Here is an 18,716-nt window from a genome sequence, read left to right on the forward strand (position 1 = left end):
ATCATGAGTCAAACCACTTTGTATCCGGTCGTAATGGCGGGTGGATCCGGGAGCCGGTTGTGGCCACTGTCCCGCGTGCTTTATCCAAAACAGTTTCTGTGCCTGAAAGGCGACCTCACCATGCTGCAAACGACGGTTAACCGTCTGCACGGCGTGGAGTGTGAAAGCCCGGTGGTGATCTGTAACGAACAGCACCGCTTTATCGTGGCCGAGCAGCTGCGTCAGCTGAACAAGCTGACCGAAAATATCATTCTGGAGCCTGCCGGACGCAACACGGCGCCTGCGATCGCCCTGGCGGCGCTGGCGGCCAAACGCAGCAGCCCGGACTGCGATCCGCTGATGCTGGTGCTGGCGGCTGACCACGTCATCCAGCAGGAAGAGGCCTTCCGCGACGCGGTACGCGCGGCGATCCCTTACGCTGAGAACGGCAAGCTGGTGACCTTCGGCATCGTACCGGATCTGCCGGAAACCGGCTACGGCTACATTCGCCGCGGTAGCGTAACGCCTGGCGAAGGTGACAGCGTGGCCTTTGACGTGGCGCAGTTTGTCGAAAAACCGAATCTGGAAACCGCGCAGGCCTACGTGGCCAGCGGGGAATACTACTGGAACAGCGGTATGTTCCTGTTCCGCGCCGGTCGCTACCTGGAAGAGCTGGAAAAATATCGCCCGGATATCTTAAGCGCCTGCGAAAAAGCGATGGCGGTGGTGGATCCGGATCTCGATTTTATCCGCGTGGATGAAGAATCCTTCCTCGCCTGTCCTGAAGAGTCCATTGACTATGCGGTGATGGAGCGCACGGCAGATGCGGTCGTGGTGCCGATGGATGCAGGCTGGAGCGATGTTGGCTCCTGGTCGTCTCTGTGGGAGATCAGCGCGCATACCCCGGAGGGTAACGTCCATCACGGGGATGTGATCAGCCACAAAACGGAAAACAGCTATGTCTACGCCGAGTCTGGCCTCGTCACCACGGTCGGGGTGAAAGATCTGGTGGTCGTGCAGACCAAAGACGCGGTGTTGATTGCTGACCGTAACGCCGTGCAGGACGTTAAAAAAGTGGTGGAGCAGATCAAGGCTGACGGCCGTCACGAACACCATATCCATCGGGAAGTCTACCGTCCGTGGGGCAAATATGACTCCATCGACGCCGGCGAGCGTTACCAGGTGAAACGCATCACCGTGAAGCCGGGTGAAGGGCTGTCGGTGCAGATGCACCATCACCGCGCCGAACACTGGGTGGTGGTGGCAGGAACCGCCAAAGTGACCATCGACGGTGAAGTGAAGCTGCTCGGAGAAAACGAGTCCATTTATATTCCGCTGGGTGCCACGCACTGTCTGGAAAACCCGGGGAAAATTCCGCTCGACTTAATTGAGGTGCGTTCCGGCTCCTATCTTGAAGAGGACGACATCATCCGCTTCCAGGATCGCTACGGGCGCGTGTAGCCCTCCGCATCATGCCCGGTGGCGCTGCGCTTACCGGGCCTACGAATGACAAAAATAAATTTGGCCATTACATGGTCAGGGCCAACTGTTGCCTGAAAAAGGGGTCATCATGGAAAAATTAACCTGTTTTAAAGCCTACGATATTCGCGGCAAGCTGGGCGAAGAGCTGAACGAAGACATTGCGTGGCGCATCGGCCGCGCGTACGGCGAATACCTGAAACCACAAACTATCGTGCTGGGCGGCGACGTGCGTCTGACAAGCGAATCCCTGAAGCTGGCGCTGGCGAAAGGGCTACAGGACGCGGGCGTCGACGTGCTGGATATCGGCCTTTCCGGTACCGAAGAGATCTATTTTGCCACCTTCCACCTGGGCGTGGACGGCGGTATCGAAGTGACGGCCAGCCATAACCCGATGGACTACAACGGCATGAAGCTGGTGCGCAAGGGCGCGCGTCCGATCAGCGGCGACACCGGCCTGCGTGACGTGCAGCGTCTGGCCGAGGCCAACGACTTCCCGCCGGTTAACGAAGCCAGACGCGGCAGCTATAAGCAGATCAACCTGCAAAAAGAGTACATCGACCACCTGCTGGGCTACATCAACGTGGCAAACCTCAAACCGCTGAAGCTGGTGATTAACTCCGGTAACGGCGCGGCAGGCCCGGTTGTCGATGCACTTGAAGCCCGCTTTAAGGCGCTGAACGTGCCGGTGACCTTCGTCAAAGTACACAACACGCCTGACGGCAACTTCCCGAACGGTATTCCTAACCCGCTGCTGCCGGAGTGCCGCGACGACACCCGCAACGCGGTGATTGAGCACGGCGCCGATATGGGTATCGCCTTTGACGGCGATTTTGACCGCTGCTTCCTGTTCGACGAGAAAGGGCAGTTCATCGAGGGCTACTACATTGTCGGCCTGCTGGCGGAAGCGTTCCTCGAGAAAAACCCGGGGGCGAAGATCATTCACGATCCGCGTCTTTCCTGGAACACCGTCGACGTGGTGAAGGCCGCGGGCGGCGAGCCGGTGATGTCCAAAACCGGTCACGCGTTTATCAAAGAGCGCATGCGCGAGGAAGACGCCATCTACGGCGGCGAGATGAGCGCTCACCACTATTTCCGTGATTTTGCCTACTGCGACAGCGGGATGATCCCGTGGCTGCTGGTGACCGAGCTGCTGTGCCTGAAAGGGCAGAGCCTGGGTGAGCTGGTGCGCGACCGCATGGCGGCGTTCCCGGCCAGCGGGGAGATCAACAGCAAACTGGCACAGCCCGCGGAGGCCATCGCCCGTGTTGAACATCACTTCGCCATTCATGCGCTGGAGATTGACCGTACGGACGGTATCAGCATGGCGTTCCCGCAGTGGCGCTTCAACCTGCGCTCCTCCAACACCGAGCCGGTGGTGCGCCTGAACGTGGAGTCCCGGGCCGATACCGCGCTGATGGAAGCGCGAACGAAGGACATTCTGGCGCTGTTGAATCAGTAATACGAAAACCTGAAAACCGCCCCTCATCCCGGCCCTCTCCCCAGAGGGGAGAGGGTGAAAAATGCTCCGAGCCGTGTCCTCGACCAGAGGGGAGAGGGTGAAAGACCGCACCGGACAGTCCCCTCTCCCCTCCGGGGAGAGGGTTAGGGTGAGGGGTAAGGTTTTGGTTGAATAAAGGAACAACGATGACAAATCTAAAAAAGCGCGAACGAGCGAGAACGAATGCATCGTTAATCTCTATGGTGCAGCGTTTTTCTGATATCACCATCATGGTCGGCGGACTGTGGGCGGTGTGTTGGGTCAGCGGGCAGTCGTTCTTATACATGCACTTGCTGATGGCGTTGATTGCGCTGGTGGTGTTTCAGATGATCGGCGGCATGACCGATTTCTATCGTTCATGGCGCGGCGTCAAAATGACCACCGAACTGATGCTGCTGCTCCAGAACTGGACCTTAAGCCTGGTTTTCAGCGCAGGGCTGGTGGCGTTCAGCCATGATTTTGATAACCGTCTTGTGACCTATCTCTGCTGGTATCTGTTAACCAGCATTGGCATGGTGGTCTGCCGTTCGCTGATCCGCTTCGGCGCGGGCTGGTTGCGCAACCGCGGATATAACCGTCGCTTCGTTGCCGTGGCGGGCGATCTGCCGGTCGGACAGGTATTGCTCGACAGCTTCCGCAAAGAGCCGTGGTTAGGTTTTGAAGTGGTCGGGATTTATCACGACGCGAAGCCCGGCGGCGTGCCGTCCGACTGGGCAGGTAACTACGAACAGCTTATTGACGACGCGAAAGCAGGGAAGATCCACAACGTCTATATCGCCATGCAGATGAAAGATGAGTCCCGCATCAAGAAACTGATGCGCGAGCTGGCGGATACCACCTGCTCGGTGATCCTCATCCCGGATGTCTTTACCTTCAACATCCTCCATTCCCGCATTGAAGAAGTGAACGGCGTACCGGTTGTTCCGCTGTACGACACGCCGCTGTCGGGGATTAACCGCGTGCTGAAGCGCGTGGAAGATATCGTGCTTTCATCCCTGATCCTGCTGCTCATCTCCCCGGTGCTGTGCTGCATTGCACTGGCGGTGAAGCTCAGCTCTCCGGGGCCGATCATCTTCCGTCAGACCCGCTACGGCATGGACGGTAAGCCGATCATGGTGTGGAAATTCCGCTCCATGAAGGTGATGGAGAACGACAAGGTAGTGACCCAGGCGACGCAGAACGATCCGCGCGTGACCCGTGTGGGCAACTTCCTGCGCCGTACCTCGCTCGATGAGCTGCCGCAGTTCATCAACGTGTTTACCGGCGGGATGTCCATCGTCGGGCCACGTCCTCACGCCGTTGCTCATAACGAGCAGTACCGTACCCTGATTGAAGGCTACATGCTGCGCCACAAGGTGAAGCCGGGCATCACCGGCTGGGCGCAGATCAACGGCTGGCGCGGCGAGACCGACACGCTGGAAAAAATGGAAAAACGTATCGAGTTCGATCTTGAGTACATCCGCGAGTGGAGCCTCTGGTTCGATATCAAGATTGTTTTTCTGACCATTTTCAAAGGTTTCGTGAACAAAGCGGCGTACTAAGATGAGCTTACGAGAAAAAACCATCAGCGGCGCGAAATGGTCAGCCATGGCGACCATCATCATCATTGGCCTCGGTCTGGTGCAGATGACGGTGCTGGCGCGCATTATCGATAATCACCAGTTTGGTCTGCTGACCGTCTCGCTGGTGATTATCGCCCTCGCCGATACGCTGTCGGACTTTGGTATCGCCAACTCTATTATCCAGCGCAAAGAGATCAGCCATCTGGAACTGACCACGCTCTACTGGCTGAACGTCGGGCTGGGCATCTTCGTCTTTGTGCTGGTGTTCCTGCTGAGCGATGCGATTGCCGGTGTGCTGCACAACCCGGACCTGGCGCCGCTGATGCGCACCCTGTCGTTCGCGTTCGTGGTGATCCCGCACGGGCAGCAGTTCCGCGCGCTGATGCAAAAAGAGCTGGAGTTCAACAAGATCGGCATGATTGAAACCAGCGCCGTGCTGGCGGGCTTTACCTTCACCGTGGTCAGCGCTCATTTCTGGCCGCTGGCGATGACCGCCATCCTCGGCTACCTCGTTAACTCTGCCGTGCGCACGCTGCTGTTCGGCTTCTTTGGCCGCAAGATTTATCGCCCGGGGCTGCATTTTTCGCTGGCGTCTGTTTCATCCAACCTGCGCTTCGGCGCGTGGCTGACCGCAGACAGCATTATCAACTATGTGAATACTAACCTCTCCACGCTGGTGCTGGCGCGCATTCTGGGCGCGAGCGTCGCGGGTGGCTATAACCTGGCGTATAACGTCGCGGTTGTCCCGCCGATGAAGCTCAACCCTATCATTACTCGCGTGCTGTTCCCGGCGTTCGCCAAAATTCAGGACGATACCGAGAAGCTGCGCGTGAACTTTTACAAGCTGCTCTCCGTGGTGGGGATCATAAACTTTCCGGTCCTGCTGGGGCTGATGGTGGTCGCCAGCAATTTCGTGCCGCTGGTGTTTGGCGAGAAATGGAACGGCATCATCCCGATCCTGCAACTGCTGTGCGTCGTGGGGCTGCTGCGCTCGGTGGGGAACCCGATTGGTTCTCTGCTGATGGCGAAGGCGCGCGTGGATATCAGCTTTAAGTTCAACGTATTTAAAACCTTCCTGTTTATTCCGGCAATTATTGTGGGCGGCCACACGGCGGGCGCCATTGGCGTGACGCTCGGCTTCCTGCTGGTGCAGATCGTCAATACCGTGCTGAGTTACTTCGTGATGATCAAACCGGTGCTGGGCTCCAGCTACCGTCAGTACATCCTCAGCCTGTGGCTGCCGTTTTATCTCTCATTACCGACGCTTGCGGTGAGCTACGGCCTGGGCGTGGTGCTCAACGGGCATCTGCCGCTGGCGGCGCTGCTTGCGGTGCAGGTCGCGGCCGGTGCGCTGGCGTTCGGCGTGATGATTGTGCTGTCACGCAACGCGCTGGTGGTGGAGATGAAGCGCCAGTTTTGCCGTAACGAAAAAATGAAAACGCTGCTTCGCGCAGGCTAATTTTACGAGGCCATTATGAAATTACTTATTCTTGGCAACCATACCTGCGGCAACCGTGGCGACAGCGCCATCCTGCGCGGTTTACTGGATGCAATTAACACCCTTAAGCCTGAGACTGAAGTGGATGTGATGAGCCGTTATCCGGTCAGCTCATCCTGGTTACTCAACCGCCCGGTGATGGGCGACCCGCTCTACAGCCAGATGAAACAGCACAACAACGCTGCGGGCGTGATGGGGCGCGTGAAGAAAGTGCTGCGTCGCCGCTACCAGCATCAGGTGTTGCTTTCTCGCGTGACCGACACCGGCAAGCTGCGCAATATTGCCATCGCGCAGGGTTTTACCGATTTTGTCCGCCTGCTGTCCGGCTATGACGCCATTATTCAGGTCGGTGGATCGTTCTTCGTCGATCTCTACGGCGTGCCGCAGTTTGAGCATGCACTTTGTACGTTTATGGCGAAAAAGCCGCTGTTCATGATTGGCCACAGCGTCGGGCCATTCCAGGATCCACAGTTCAACCAGCTGGCAAACTATGTCTTCGGCCACTGCGACGCGCTGATCCTGCGTGAATCGGTCAGCCTCGACATGATGAAGCGCAGTGAAATCGACACCACCAAAGTGGAGCACGGTGTGGACACCGCCTGGCTGGTGGATCATCAGGATGACAGTTTCCAGGCCAGCTATGCTGTACAGCACTGGCTGGACGTGGCGGCAAAGCAGAAAACCGTCGCCATTACCCTGCGTGAACTTGCGCCGTTCGATAAACGCCTCGGCACGACCCAGGCGGCCTACGAGAAAGCCTTTGCCGACGTGGTGAACCGCGTGCTGGACAGCGGTTACCAGGTGCTGGCGCTCTCTACCTGTACCGGTATCGACAGCTACAACAAAGATGACCGCATGGTGGCGCTGAACCTGCGCAACCTGGTGAACGATCCGTCCCGTTATCACGTGGTGATGGACGAACTCAACGATCTGGAGATGGGCAAGCTGCTCTCCGCCTGCGACCTGACCGTCGGCACGCGTCTGCACTCGGCGATCATTTCAATGAACTTCGGCACGCCAGCCATCGCCATTAACTATGAGCACAAGTCAGCGGGCATTATGCAGCAGCTCGGCATGCCGGAAATGGCCGTCGATATTCGTCATCTGCTGGACGGATCGCTCGGTGCGATGGTGGGCGACACGCTCGGCCAGTTGCCTGCGATCAACGAGCGTCTGGCGGTGGCGGTCAAAGCCGAACGCGAAAAAGGCATTGGGATGGTGAAATCCGTACTCGACCGCGTCCGGGAGGGGAAATGAAGGTTGGTTTCTTCTTACTGAAATTTCCGCTGTCGTCTGAAACTTTTGTGCTGAACCAAATCACCGCGTTTATCGATATGGGGTATGACGTGGAGATTATCGCCCTGCAAAAGGGCGATACGCAGAACACCCATGCGGCGTATACCCAGTATGGGCTGGAGGCGAAAACCCGCTGGTTACAGGATGAACCGAGCGGACGGATGAACAAACTGCGCCATCGCGCCAGCCAGACGCTGCGCGGTCTTCATCGCGCCTCGACGTGGCGGGCGCTGAATATGTCGCGCTATGGGGCGGAGGCGCGCAACCTGATCCTCTCCGCCATTTGCGGGCAAACGGCTCAGCCCTACCGGGCCGATGTCTTTATCGCCCACTTTGGCCCGGCGGGCGTAACGGCGGCAAAACTGCGTGAGCTGGGGGTGATTGAGGGCAAAATCGCAACCATTTTCCACGGTATCGACATCTCCAGCCGGGAAGTGCTGAACCACTACACGCCGGAATATCAGCAGCTGTTTCGCCGCGGCGACATGATGCTGCCGATAAGCGACCTGTGGGCCGGACGCCTGAAAACCATGGGTTGCCCGAGCGAGAAAATCACCGTTTCACGCATGGGCGTGGACATGGAACGCTTCACCCAGCGACCGGTCAAGGTGCCGGGCAAGCCGCTGCAAATTATCTCTGTTGCCCGCCTGACCGAAAAGAAAGGGCTGCACGTGGCTATTGAAGCCTGTCGCCAGCTGAAGGCGCGCGGCGTGGACTTTCACTACCGCATCCTGGGTATCGGGCCGTGGGAGCGTCGGCTACGCACGCTGATTGAACAGTATCAGCTGGAAGACGTGGTTGAGATGCCGGGCTTCAAGCCGAGCCACGAAGTGAAGGCCATGCTCGACGACGCGGATGTGTTCCTGCTGCCTTCAGTGACCGGCGCCGATGGCGATATGGAAGGCATTCCCGTGGCGCTGATGGAGGCGATGGCGGTTGGCATTCCGGTGGTTTCGACCCTGCACAGCGGGATCCCGGAGCTGATCACCTCTGAACACTCCGGCTGGCTGGTCCCTGAAAACAATGCGCTGGCGCTGGCGGACCGTCTGGCCGCGTTCAGTGATATCGATCAGCAGACGCTGATCCCTGTGCTGCAAAATGCGCGGCAAAAAGTTGAAGCAGAATTCAATCAGCAGGTGATTAATCGCCAGTTAGCGAGCCTGCTGCAAACGCTGTAACGCTGAGGTTGTATGCTGAAAAAGATTACCCGACGCCGATTTGTCTCTTCTTTATCCGCCCTGGCTGCCATGCCGCTGTTGTCGCCCCGCGCTGTGCGGGCGGCGACCGGGAAGACGGTTTCTGTCGATCGCTACAACAATCACGACTGGATCGCCGCCTTTAAGCAGGCGTTTACCGAGGGCGATACCGTTGTTGTTCCCGCCGGGTTAACCTGTGAAAACATCAATACCGGCATCTTTATTCCTGACGGGAAAACTCTGCTGATCCGCGGTGCGCTGAAGGGCAACGGCCGCGGGCGGTTTGTGCTTCAGGAAGGCTGCAAGGTCATTGGGGAAGGAGAGGGACGCACACATAACATCACGCTGGACGTGCGTGGCTCCGACTGCGTCATTAAGGGGCTGGCAATGAGCGGCTTCGGCCCCGTCACCCAGATCTACATCGGCGGCAAGAAGCCGAGGGTGATGCGCAATCTGCTCATTGATAATATTAATGTGTCACAGGCGAACTACGCCATTCTGCGACAGGGTTTCCATAATCAGGTGGACGGTGCGCGCATTACCAACAGTAAATTCAGTCATTTGCAGGGTGATGCGATTGAGTGGAACGTAGCGATTAACGACCGCAATATCTTGATCTCTGACCATGTTATCGACAACATCAACTGCACAAACGGCAAGATCAACTGGGGCATAGGCATTGGGCTGGCTGGCAGTACCTACGACAATGACTATCCGGAACAGCAGACCGTTAAAAACTTCGTGGTGGCAAATATCACCGGCAGCAACTGTCGGCAGTTGGTCCATGTCGAAAACGGTAAACACTTTGTGATCCGGAATATCAAGGCCAGCAATATTACTCCTGACTTCAGTAAAAAAGCCGGAATTGATAACGCGACGGTAGCTATTTATGGCTGTGATAATTTCGTTATTGATAATGTCGATATGGTGAACAGCGCCGGAATGCTAATCGGCTATGGCGTGATTAAGGGCGATTATCTCTCAATACCGCAGAACTTCAAACTTAACGATATTCGCCTTGATAACCGAGCGCTTGCGTATAAGCTGCGCGGGATCCAGATTTCCTCCGGCAATGCCACGTCGTTTGTTGCCATCACCAACGTCAACATGCAGCGCGCAACGCTTGAGCTGCACAACAAGCCACAGCACCTTTTCTTGCGTAATATCAACGTGATGCAGGAGGCAGCGACGGGGCCTGCACTTAAGATGAACTTCGATTTGCGCAAAGACGTGCGCGGGAAGTTTATGGCTAAAAACGAGACGCTGTTGTCACTGGCGAACATTCATGCAGTAAATGAAAAGGGTCAGAGTTCGGTCGATATTGATCGGGTCGATCAACACGTGGTGAATACGGAACGGTTGAATTTTGCGCTGCCACACAGGTAATCATGCAGACTATTTTGCGACTATTCCTGGAACAGAATCGCGATCTATTCAGATTACAACTACTGTAATTTGTGGTGGGGTGACTTAGGATTACTTCATATTTACGGCAAAACATGCTGGCGAAAACAGGTTAAAAAGCTATAATTCGTCAACCATTTTAAGGTGGAAGAAATAATGATTAATTTGAAAGCAGTCATACCGGTAGCGGGTTTGGGCATGCACATGTTGCCCGCCACAAAGGCCATTCCTAAAGAGATGCTGCCGATCGTTGACAAGCCGATGATTCAGTACATCGTCGACGAGATTGTTGCTGCGGGGATCAAAGAAATCGTTCTGGTGACGCACTCTTCGAAGAATGCCGTTGAGAACCACTTCGACACCTCTTATGAACTCGAAGCGCTGCTTGAGCAGCGCGTTAAGCGTCAGCTTCTGGCAGAAGTGCAGTCTATTTGTCCTCCTGGCGTGACCATCATGAACGTGCGTCAGGCACAGCCACTGGGTCTGGGCCACTCTATCCTGTGCGCCCGCCCGGTGGTAGGGGATAACCCGTTCATCGTCGTTCTGCCGGATATCATTATTGATACCGCTTCCGCCGATCCTCTGCGTTACAACCTGGCGGCAATGGTCGCGCGCTTCAATGAGACGGGCCGCAGCCAGGTGCTGGCGAAACGTATGAAGGGCGATCTCTCTGAGTATTCTGTTATTCAGACTAAAGAGCCACTGGAGACGGAAGGGCAGGTGAGCCGTATCGTTGAGTTTATCGAAAAACCCGATCAGCCGCAGACCCTGGACTCCGATCTGATGGCGGTAGGCCGTTATGTCCTGAATGCGGATATCTGGGCTGAACTGGAAAAAACCGAGCCGGGCGCCTGGGATCGTATCCAGCTGACCGATGCGATTGCTGAGCTGGGGAAAAAGCAGTCGGTTGATGCGATGCTGATGACCGGTGACAGCTACGATTGCGGTAAGAAAATGGGGTATATGCAGGCATTTGTGAACTATGGCCTGCGTAACCTGAAGGAAGGGGCGAAGTTCAGAAGCCGGATTGAGAAGTTACTGGCTAACAGTTGATTTATCCCACAAATGAACAAACGGCAGATGTTGTTTGGTTATGTTTATCATAAACAAATTATCATTGCCGTTTTTTATTATTTTTTTAGGTAATATTGAATTACTATCAATTACATAAAGTTATCAAATCAAAATGAAGGCTGATTTGTACTTGTTTCTTAAAGCAATTAGTACGACAATTAACGCCAGTTTTTCCCCTTTATAGACTCCAAAGTAACTATCAATATTAGCTCAGTGCACTGGTAGCTGTTAAGCCAGGGGCGGTAGCATTTGTTTCGAAAAGGTAAATACTTGAAAGAAAAGCAACATGATCTTAAAGCCGGATTTAAGTGGAGTGCAATAGAACGCATCATTACACAATTTGCACAATTATTAGTCCTGCTAGTCTTGGCGAGAATATTAGGTCCTAAGGCTTATGGCTTAGTTGGTATGTTAACAATTTTTATAGCTGTTTCACAAACACTAGTTGACAGCGGTTTTTCGTCTGCCTTGATAAGGCGTAATAATAATACACAAAAGCAGTATTCAACTATTTTTTGGTTTAATTTCGGGACTGCACTTTTTTTATACTTTGTGATTTTCTTTTGTGCAAATGGAATTAGTCAATTTTTTAACGAACCGCAACTAGAAAACATAATAAAAGTTTTAGGTTTGGTTATCATCATCAATGCTCTATGCATAGTTCATAAAACAAAACTTACTATCATTTTAGATTTTAAAAGCCAATCACAAATATCATTTTTATCAGTGCTAATTAGTGGTGTAGGTAGTATTGTTATAGCTCTAAATGGAGGAGGGGTTTGGTCAATTGTATTCAATAATATAAGTTTTTCATTATTATCAACAATTATGTATTTTTATAAATGTAAGTGGGTTCCTGATCTAGTTTTTAATAGAAGATTTTTCTATGCTACTTCGAAATTTAGCAGTAATTTATTAGTAGCATCATTATTGAATACATTCTTCGATAATATATACCAGTTAGTTATTGGCAAATTTTACAACACGGCTCAAGTTGGTTTTTTTACGCAAGCTAAAAATTTAACGTTATTACCAACCAATACATATTCGGCAATAATACAACGGGTTACTTATCGCTATTTTAGCGAGATAAAAAATAATAGAATAAAGCTTAACGAACAGTACGAAGAAACAGTTAAATACGCAACTGTTATTTTTTTTCCAATGATATTTGGATTAGCCTTTTTTAGTGAAAATATAGTAAGTATTATATTAGGTAAAGAGTGGTTAACAACTTCCCGTTATATTTTTGTATTATGTTTCTGTTATTGTTTTTATCCTATTCATGCACTAAGTTTGAATGTTCTTAATGTATATGGAAGATCAGATCTTTTCCTAAGGCTAGAAGTATTTAAAAAAATACTTATTACCCTGTTAATGGTAGCTACTATTAAATTTGGTATAGAATGGATGTGCTGGGGGTTGGTTTTATACTCCGTTATCGCGACTTATATAAATTCAATTTATACAAATAAGTTTTTAGATACAACTTTCATAAAATTGCTGAGTATTATTAGCCCTGCGTTTATAATATCGCTGATTTCTTTTTTTGCATCACATCTAATAATTAATAATTTGTCAAATGAATATCTTAAATTAGGAGGTTTACTACTCGGTTGTTGCGTATATTTTTTGATTTATTATATGCATGATAAAAATACTGTAAAAACAATATATTTTTGGATGAAGCGTGATGGCAAATAGAACAATATCAGTTTCCGTTGTTATTCCAGTTTATAATTGTGAAACAACAATAAAAAAAACCATCGATTCTGTACTTGCGCAGGATAATTTAGATTTCGAGGTTATCATCGTCGATGATGGTTCTACAGATAGAAGCGCTGAAATCATAACTAAATATGAAGATGCGCGCATTCGTTATTTTTACCAAGAAAATAGTGGGATAAGTAGTGCTTTAAATTATGGCATTTCTCAATCTAATGCTGAATTTATTGCTAGAATCGATGGTGATGATGTAGCTTTACCAAACAGACTCAAAGTTCAATATGAAATCCTTAAAAGGAATATTCGAGTATGTCTAGTAGGAACAGCTGTTGATTATATTAATTCCCAGGGAGTCATTATTGGTAGGACTTTTCCTTACATATTTCCCTTTAGCGCATCGAATATATTATTACAGCAAAACTTATATGCCCATCCTTCGGTTATGTTTAGGAAAGATATTTTTCTGAAAGCAGGGGGGTACCCAAATGAATTGTCGGGAATATGTGAAGATTATTATCTCTGGACACGTATGATTAAGTTTGGAAAAATGATTAATTTATCTGAATCTCTAACACAATATCGAATTTCAGAAGGACAAATTACAGATTGGGTGCCTAGTAAAGAATATTACAGGCTTATCAGAAAAATAATATCATGTGATGTCATTGATTCTAGGTTAGTATCTAAGTTAAAAGAAACTAAAGAAAATGACAAACAAGCTAACCTTATAAATTCTAAAAGTATTAAATTTAAGCGGGAGCAAGTAATCAAAAATAATCTGTTCAACAGGATTTATTCCTACCTTATAAAATATAAAGTTTCAAAATGTAATGCAGCGAAGTACGTATGTATAGTAAAGAGTATGATAATTTATTTACGCCATACCCTGAATAAATAATAGGGAAAATTCGTGAACGCCAATTTATTTTTGACTCTTACGTTATTTATAATAAATCCTATGCTGGGTACAATATCTTCGATAATTATACTTGCAAGGATTGAATCTGTTAGTATTTTTTTAATCTCCCTAATGGGAGGAATTACAGCTTATAATCTTGTTCCTTATGAAACAATGGATTTAGCTACACATTATTACAAATTTGAAGCGTTGAAGGAAATTAGCTATTATTCTATCTTTAATGATGGGGTTAATGTTTTATTTTATTATTATATGAAGGTTTTAGGAGACCTCGGCTTCAACAAAGAATGGGTACCTTTTTTTAGCACGTTTTTCGGATACTTTTTTTTATTGACATCCTTGAAAAGAAATTTATCAGAATCTCTACATAATAGCACTAGAATATATTTGTATTTACTTTGGTTTTTGACTATATCCTTTTTATCTTTGAGTAATGGGATCAGAAGTGGGTTGTCAAGCGCATTATTTATTTACGCACTTCAATATGTCTATAATAAAAAAATGTTCAAAGCAATTGTGTGGGGAATAATTTCAACATTAGTACATAGTTTTGTATTTCCTTTATTTTTTATCATAATACTTATAAATTTATTTAATAAACTTTTCTCCAAGAGGACGCTAAAGTTATGCCTCATTGCCTGCATGGTTGTATCAGGGCTTGTCGGTGTTCTTACGATTCTTGAAAGTATAATATCATCACTATCATTCATTCCCTACATTGATCAAATATATAAAATTTATATTGTTGGAGATCGTTGGGGTAGTTCTGCTGAGTTCGATTTAAATACTAGGATTGCACAGTTCATCACTCAATTGCCATTCTTTTTTTCAGTTTTTGTTTTATTGATATCTAATCAAAAAAATATTCTTTTTATAACTGCAATTCTCATTTCATGTATATCAATTATCACATTTCAATTTTGGGTTATTAGTGAGCGTTACCAATATGTTACAATACTAACAACAACGTTTTATTTGCTTTCAAAGGAAAGTACGTTTTTATTACCGAAAAGATTGTTATTCTTAGTTCTATTTATGTTGCAAGTTATTGTTACGGCATGGGCATTTTATCGCTTTAGATATATGTTAATCCCTAGTTTAGCTTTTATTACCTACCCTTTTCTTTTCTGTTTTTATCGCACTTTGGATTTATCAAAATTAATAAAGGTTTAAGTTATGAAGCGCAAAGTACTTCACATTGTTGGGACGTTAGACGTAGGTGGTATAGAGAAATGGGTTTGCAATATGATCAATTATGAGTTAAATAATGAAGACGAAATCGATTTTTATATATATTCATTAGATGCTTCTCGTAATAAAATAGTCCCACAAATAAAATTACCAATAGGTAAAATATTCTTTACAAGCTCAAACTCTATTACAGGAAGAATTTCCAGTTTTATAAAAATAATCAGACGCATAGAGCCAGAGGTTATACACTTCCATCCAGGTTATTCCTCAGGTATTTATTTAGTGCTTGCTAAATTATTTTCCAAAAATCTAACAATAGTGCATTCACACTCAGATAGAAGAAAAATTGATTTCAAGATTAGTAAGTTGCGGAAATGCTATATAGAAATAATGAAGTTTTTTATTGGGAATTTCAGCGATTACAGAATTGCCGTATCAAAAGAAGCCGGAGATTCACTATTTGACGGGGATTACTTTATTCATCACTGTGGTGTACCAGAACCGAAAAAACTTATCCCTCAAGAAGAGCAAGATAAGCAAAACAGATCAAGTTATAAAATTTATCATATAGGGCGTGATTCAGAGGCTAAGAATTATCCGTTTATCTTGGCTCTGGCCGAAAGTTTGTTAGAAACTAATGATATTCAGTTCTATTGCTTAGGTGCCGGGTTAGAAAAAATACATAGCGAAGCCGTTCGGCGTAATATAAATAATATAAATTTCCCCGGATTTGTTGAAGATCCAAGTTACGAGATTTTACTAAATGCTGATTTATTTATATTGCCCTCTTTATGGGAAGGATTACCACTAAGTGTTGTTGAAGCTCAAAAATGTCGTATCCCATGTTTGGTATCAAAAGATGTAACAGAGGAATGTAACATCGGTTTAGCACATTTTATCAAACTTGATGTTCATGTTTGGAAAATGGCTATAATTAAATACAAAGAGTATAATGTTAACAATTACGAAATTGATAACATGAAATTCTCACTGGAAAATGACATGCGATATTTTAAAAAGTTATATGGGATAAAATATGTTAATTAAAGCTTTCCGTAAGTTTAGACAAATCTTAAATACAGCTATTTATAAATCTTTATACAAGAGATTGTATATTAATCCTTTAAAATCACATTTTTTTGGAGTAATAACGATTGAGAATGAAGGAGAAGTGATTGTAGAGGATCTTTTTCGTGCTCGCAGAGGTATGTGTATTAATTGTAAAGGTGGTAAGATAAAAATCGGAAAGTCAGTTTTTTTCAATAATAACGTTACAATTAATTGCCAGCAAAGTGTATCAATTGGGGATAACGTCTTAATAGGGGAGGATGTTAAAATTTATGATCATGATCATGACTATCGTAAAGGAAACATCGAAAAAAGAGACTCATTCATTTGTTCCCCTGTAAGTATTGGACATAATGTATGGATTGGTAGCAATGTGCTGATTCTTCGAGGTGTGACGATTGGGGATAATTGCATCGTTAGCGCTGGTTCAATTGTGACTAAAAGTATCCCAAGCGATAATATATTAATTCAAAAACAAATTTCCGAATATAAGCAAATAAAATTATTATGATCAAAGAAAAAAAAATACTCTTCATAGATAGTTATCATAATTCCCTTTATGGCGCGCAGAAAAGCATGCTCAATTTAGCGGCAAAGCTTAAAGAGCGCAATTTAGAAGTTGTTATTGCGTCAGTTGCGCAAGGCGACCTTCTTAAAGAGGCAGGTGATAAAGGGTTTAATATATTCTGCTTTAATTTAAACCACTATTTACTACGTTCTGTTTCGGTTAATAATACCATTTTAAAGAAATTATGGTATCTTTGTGTATTATTACTTACATGGTGTAAAATACTTTTTAAGTACATACTGAAAGTAAAAAAATATGATATAATATGTATTAATGATATTCGAACTTGTATTTTACTATTGCCATTGATAATAATTTATCAAAAAAAGATGATATGGTATATACGCATACGTGAAGAACAAAAAAAAATTGTTTATATACTATCGCACTTCTTTTCTATTGTTATATTTATATCTTCTGATTTACAAGAGGCTACACATTTATCTAAAAGAACTAAAACCGAGAAGCTTCTTACTGGTTTTCCAAATCATGACCTTAAGTTCCAAGAAACCAACTTAAACGAAGTTAAGTTTGTAACTGTTGGTTCAATTAATGCACGTAAAAACCAAATCGAGGTTTTAGATGTCTTTAAACGACTTGATGAAAAAATTAATTTTAAATGTACATTAGATATTATCGGTTCTTACGAACCTGAAGATTACGATTATTATAAAAAATTAGAAAAGAAAATTTCAGATGATTTGTTACTAAAATATAAAGTTAAGATCAAAGGATATAGTAATAATGTTATTAGTGAATTAGAACGATATGACGTATTCATTTTTTCTTCATTGAGGGAAGGATTGCCACGTTCAGTTATAGAAGCGTTGCAGGCAGGATTGTATGTTATAACGAGACCGGTAGATGGAATAAAAGATATTATATTAATGGATGATTTAGGTTTTATTTACACAAGGCTAGATGAGTTTGATGATTTTACAGTGAATAAAATTTCTCTATATACTAAAAATAAAAATTTAAAGCTCGCTCGCAATGCTTTTATTAATAAGCGATTCGATAATGATAAGTATGTCGATGATTTTTTAAAAATCATTAATTCACTTTTAGGTAAAGCTTGATGAAAGTTGGAAAAAAAATTAAGATTGTGCATGTACAATTGCTTCCATTATTAAGTGGAGTACAACGGGTATCTCTTCAAGAGTTCCTATTATTGAATAGTGAACGATATGAGAAGATACTTATTTGCAAAGAACCAGGTGATTTAACTAAAGAGTCAGAGAAAGTTGGAGTGAAATGTTTTTATGTGTCCTCGCTTGTAAGAAATATATCACCGTTCGACGATTTTAAATCTTTTATTAATTTATTTTCATTATTTAAACAGATTAAGGCAGACATTGTCCACACACATTCCGCTAAGACTGGCGTACTGGGCCGTATTGCAGCAAAATTAGCTGGTGTACCAATTGTAATACATACAGTGCATGGATTTTCCTTCGAAAGTACAAATAATAAAGCAATATCTTACGTTTATAAATTTGTAGAATATGTGAGTGCTTTTTTTAGTGACAGAATTATTTGTTTACATGACGAAGATAAAAATAAATGTATAAATATTCTTAAAGTTCCTAGGGAAAAAATTTGTATATTGCCTAATGGTGTCGATTTGGATAAATACCATCCCGTAGAAGAAATACAAAAAAAATTTTTAAGGTCGGATTTTAACCTCCAGAATGCTTCACTTATATTTACAATGGTTGGTCGATTATGGGATCAAAAAAATCCACTCTTGTTAGTTCAAGCTGCACAAAAGTATTTACGTAGTAATTCTGTATCAAATGATATTTTTATATTTGTAGGGGATGGTGATCTTAGGAGTCAAATTGAGAAATTAGCGGCTAAAGAGATAAGCGCTGGAAGAATTATTTTATTGGGGTGGCGAAATGATATTGCTGAAATTCTTTCTTTAAGCGATGTATTTATCTTACCTTCAAAATGGGAAGGTATGCCATTGGCGATACTAGAGGCGCAAGCTTCGGGTTTGCCTTGTATCGCTTCAGACATAGCTGGTAACAAATCTTTAATCAAAGATAACATCAATGGTATCCTGTTTCAGAATGATTCTGTGGATAGCTTGCTAACTAAAATTATATTATTGTCATCAGCGGACGAAAGAAAGAGAATTAGTCATAATGCAATGGATATAGTTAAAAAGAAACACTGTATTCATTCAAGAATTAAAGAAATGGAATCTTTATATGAAAGTTTACTCAATCAATAGAATATTATAAAAGGCGA

The 18,716-nt window shown here is 45.8% G+C and carries 15 protein-coding genes; all 15 read left to right on the plus strand.

All coding sequences use genetic code 11. The features are described from left to right. Positions 1 to 3: 3 nt before the first annotated feature. The 15 genes from cpsB (at position 4) to BH712_RS18070 (ending at position 18,699) form a co-directional block, all read left to right on the plus strand. Positions 4 to 1,440 carry a mannose-1-phosphate guanyltransferase gene (gene cpsB, locus BH712_RS18000; protein WP_006811238.1) on the plus strand — a complete coding sequence of 479 codons (1,437 nt, stop codon included), beginning with the start codon at positions 4 to 6 and terminating at the stop codon, positions 1,438 to 1,440. 109 nt (positions 1,441 to 1,549) lie between these two features. Beyond that, positions 1,550 to 2,920, plus strand: coding sequence for a colanic acid biosynthesis phosphomannomutase CpsG (cpsG, locus tag BH712_RS18005; RefSeq protein ID WP_032673949.1), 1,371 nt, complete (start codon positions 1,550 to 1,552; stop codon positions 2,918 to 2,920). 185 nt (positions 2,921 to 3,105) lie between these two features. Next, positions 3,106 to 4,500 (plus strand): undecaprenyl-phosphate glucose phosphotransferase, encoded by a 1,395-nt coding sequence (wcaJ, locus tag BH712_RS18010; RefSeq protein WP_006811236.1) that lies wholly within the window; start codon positions 3,106 to 3,108, stop codon positions 4,498 to 4,500. 1 nt (position 4,501) lies between these two features. Beyond that, the gene (gene wzxC / locus BH712_RS18015) at positions 4,502 to 5,980 is read left to right on the plus strand and encodes a colanic acid undecaprenyl disphosphate flippase WzxC (protein ID WP_006811235.1); all 1,479 of its coding nucleotides are present in this window, start codon (positions 4,502 to 4,504) and stop codon (positions 5,978 to 5,980) included. 15 nt (positions 5,981 to 5,995) lie between these two features. After that, positions 5,996 to 7,276: a colanic acid biosynthesis pyruvyl transferase WcaK gene (gene wcaK, locus BH712_RS18020; RefSeq protein ID WP_006811234.1), complete on the plus strand. Its 1,281-nt coding sequence runs from the start codon at positions 5,996 to 5,998 to the stop codon at positions 7,274 to 7,276. Further along, positions 7,273 to 8,493 carry a colanic acid biosynthesis glycosyltransferase WcaL gene (gene wcaL / locus BH712_RS18025; RefSeq protein ID WP_006811233.1) on the plus strand — a complete coding sequence of 407 codons (1,221 nt, stop codon included), beginning with the start codon at positions 7,273 to 7,275 and terminating at the stop codon, positions 8,491 to 8,493. The genes wcaK and wcaL overlap by 4 nt, the downstream gene beginning before the upstream one ends. 12 nt (positions 8,494 to 8,505) lie before the next feature. After that, positions 8,506 to 9,897, plus strand: coding sequence for a colanic acid biosynthesis protein WcaM (gene wcaM / locus BH712_RS18030; RefSeq protein WP_006811232.1), 1,392 nt, complete (start codon positions 8,506 to 8,508; stop codon positions 9,895 to 9,897). A gap of 174 nt (positions 9,898 to 10,071) precedes the next feature. After that, positions 10,072 to 10,968 (plus strand): GalU regulator GalF, encoded by an 897-nt coding sequence (gene galF / locus BH712_RS18035; protein ID WP_006811231.1) that lies wholly within the window; start codon positions 10,072 to 10,074, stop codon positions 10,966 to 10,968. A gap of 291 nt (positions 10,969 to 11,259) precedes the next feature. Then, entirely contained in the window at positions 11,260 to 12,693 is a 1,434-nt protein-coding gene (locus BH712_RS18040; protein ID WP_032673948.1) for a lipopolysaccharide biosynthesis protein, read from the plus strand. Further along, on the plus strand, positions 12,683 to 13,612 hold the full coding sequence (locus BH712_RS18045; protein ID WP_039274103.1) for a glycosyltransferase family 2 protein: 930 nt from the start codon (positions 12,683 to 12,685) through the stop codon (positions 13,610 to 13,612). Before BH712_RS18040 ends, BH712_RS18045 begins: the two co-directional genes overlap by 11 nt. Before the next feature lie 12 nt (positions 13,613 to 13,624). After that, complete coding sequence (locus BH712_RS18050) at positions 13,625 to 14,806, plus strand: EpsG family protein (protein WP_080320291.1); 1,182 nt, start codon at positions 13,625 to 13,627, stop codon at positions 14,804 to 14,806. Positions 14,807 to 14,809: 3 nt separating this feature from the next. Continuing rightward, a complete protein-coding gene (locus BH712_RS18055; protein WP_006811227.1) occupies positions 14,810 to 15,871 on the plus strand; it encodes a glycosyltransferase in 1,062 nt (353 codons plus the stop codon). Beyond that, positions 15,861 to 16,403, plus strand: a complete 543-nt coding sequence (locus BH712_RS18060) for an acyltransferase (RefSeq protein ID WP_006811226.1) — start codon at positions 15,861 to 15,863, stop codon at positions 16,401 to 16,403. The genes BH712_RS18055 and BH712_RS18060 overlap by 11 nt, the downstream gene beginning before the upstream one ends. Further along, positions 16,400 to 17,539, plus strand: a complete 1,140-nt coding sequence (locus tag BH712_RS18065; RefSeq protein ID WP_039274098.1) for a glycosyltransferase family 4 protein — start codon at positions 16,400 to 16,402, stop codon at positions 17,537 to 17,539. Before BH712_RS18060 ends, BH712_RS18065 begins: the two co-directional genes overlap by 4 nt. Next, positions 17,539 to 18,699: a glycosyltransferase family 4 protein gene (locus tag BH712_RS18070; protein ID WP_039274096.1), complete on the plus strand. Its 1,161-nt coding sequence runs from the start codon at positions 17,539 to 17,541 to the stop codon at positions 18,697 to 18,699. The genes BH712_RS18065 and BH712_RS18070 overlap by 1 nt, the downstream gene beginning before the upstream one ends. Positions 18,700 to 18,716: the final 17 nt, after the last annotated feature.

Origin of the sequence: Enterobacter hormaechei ATCC 49162 (assembly GCF_001875655.1) — a bacterium.
GTDB classification, from domain to species: Bacteria; Pseudomonadota; Gammaproteobacteria; order Enterobacterales; family Enterobacteriaceae; genus Enterobacter; species Enterobacter hormaechei.

What these genes read in the sequence shown, in the direction of transcription:
- wzxC (WP_006811235.1), top strand. Translation starts at nt 4,502, where the DNA reads ATGAGCTTACGAGAAAAAACCATCAGCGGCGCGAAATGGTCAGCCATG.
- cpsG (WP_032673949.1), top strand. Translation starts at nt 1,550, where the DNA reads ATGGAAAAATTAACCTGTTTTAAAGCCTACGATATTCGCGGCAAGCTG.
- cpsB (WP_006811238.1), top strand. Translation starts at nt 4, where the DNA reads ATGAGTCAAACCACTTTGTATCCGGTCGTAATGGCGGGTGGATCCGGG.
- wcaL (WP_006811233.1), top strand. Translation starts at nt 7,273, where the DNA reads ATGAAGGTTGGTTTCTTCTTACTGAAATTTCCGCTGTCGTCTGAAACT.
- BH712_RS18065 (WP_039274098.1), top strand. Translation starts at nt 16,400, where the DNA reads ATGATCAAAGAAAAAAAAATACTCTTCATAGATAGTTATCATAATTCC.
- BH712_RS18055 (WP_006811227.1), top strand. Translation starts at nt 14,810, where the DNA reads ATGAAGCGCAAAGTACTTCACATTGTTGGGACGTTAGACGTAGGTGGT.
- BH712_RS18070 (WP_039274096.1), top strand. Translation starts at nt 17,539, where the DNA reads ATGAAAGTTGGAAAAAAAATTAAGATTGTGCATGTACAATTGCTTCCA.
- galF (WP_006811231.1), top strand. Translation starts at nt 10,072, where the DNA reads ATGATTAATTTGAAAGCAGTCATACCGGTAGCGGGTTTGGGCATGCAC.
- wcaM (WP_006811232.1), top strand. Translation starts at nt 8,506, where the DNA reads ATGCTGAAAAAGATTACCCGACGCCGATTTGTCTCTTCTTTATCCGCC.
- wcaJ (WP_006811236.1), top strand. Translation starts at nt 3,106, where the DNA reads ATGACAAATCTAAAAAAGCGCGAACGAGCGAGAACGAATGCATCGTTA.
- BH712_RS18045 (WP_039274103.1), top strand. Translation starts at nt 12,683, where the DNA reads ATGGCAAATAGAACAATATCAGTTTCCGTTGTTATTCCAGTTTATAAT.
- BH712_RS18060 (WP_006811226.1), top strand. Translation starts at nt 15,861, where the DNA reads ATGTTAATTAAAGCTTTCCGTAAGTTTAGACAAATCTTAAATACAGCT.
- wcaK (WP_006811234.1), top strand. Translation starts at nt 5,996, where the DNA reads ATGAAATTACTTATTCTTGGCAACCATACCTGCGGCAACCGTGGCGAC.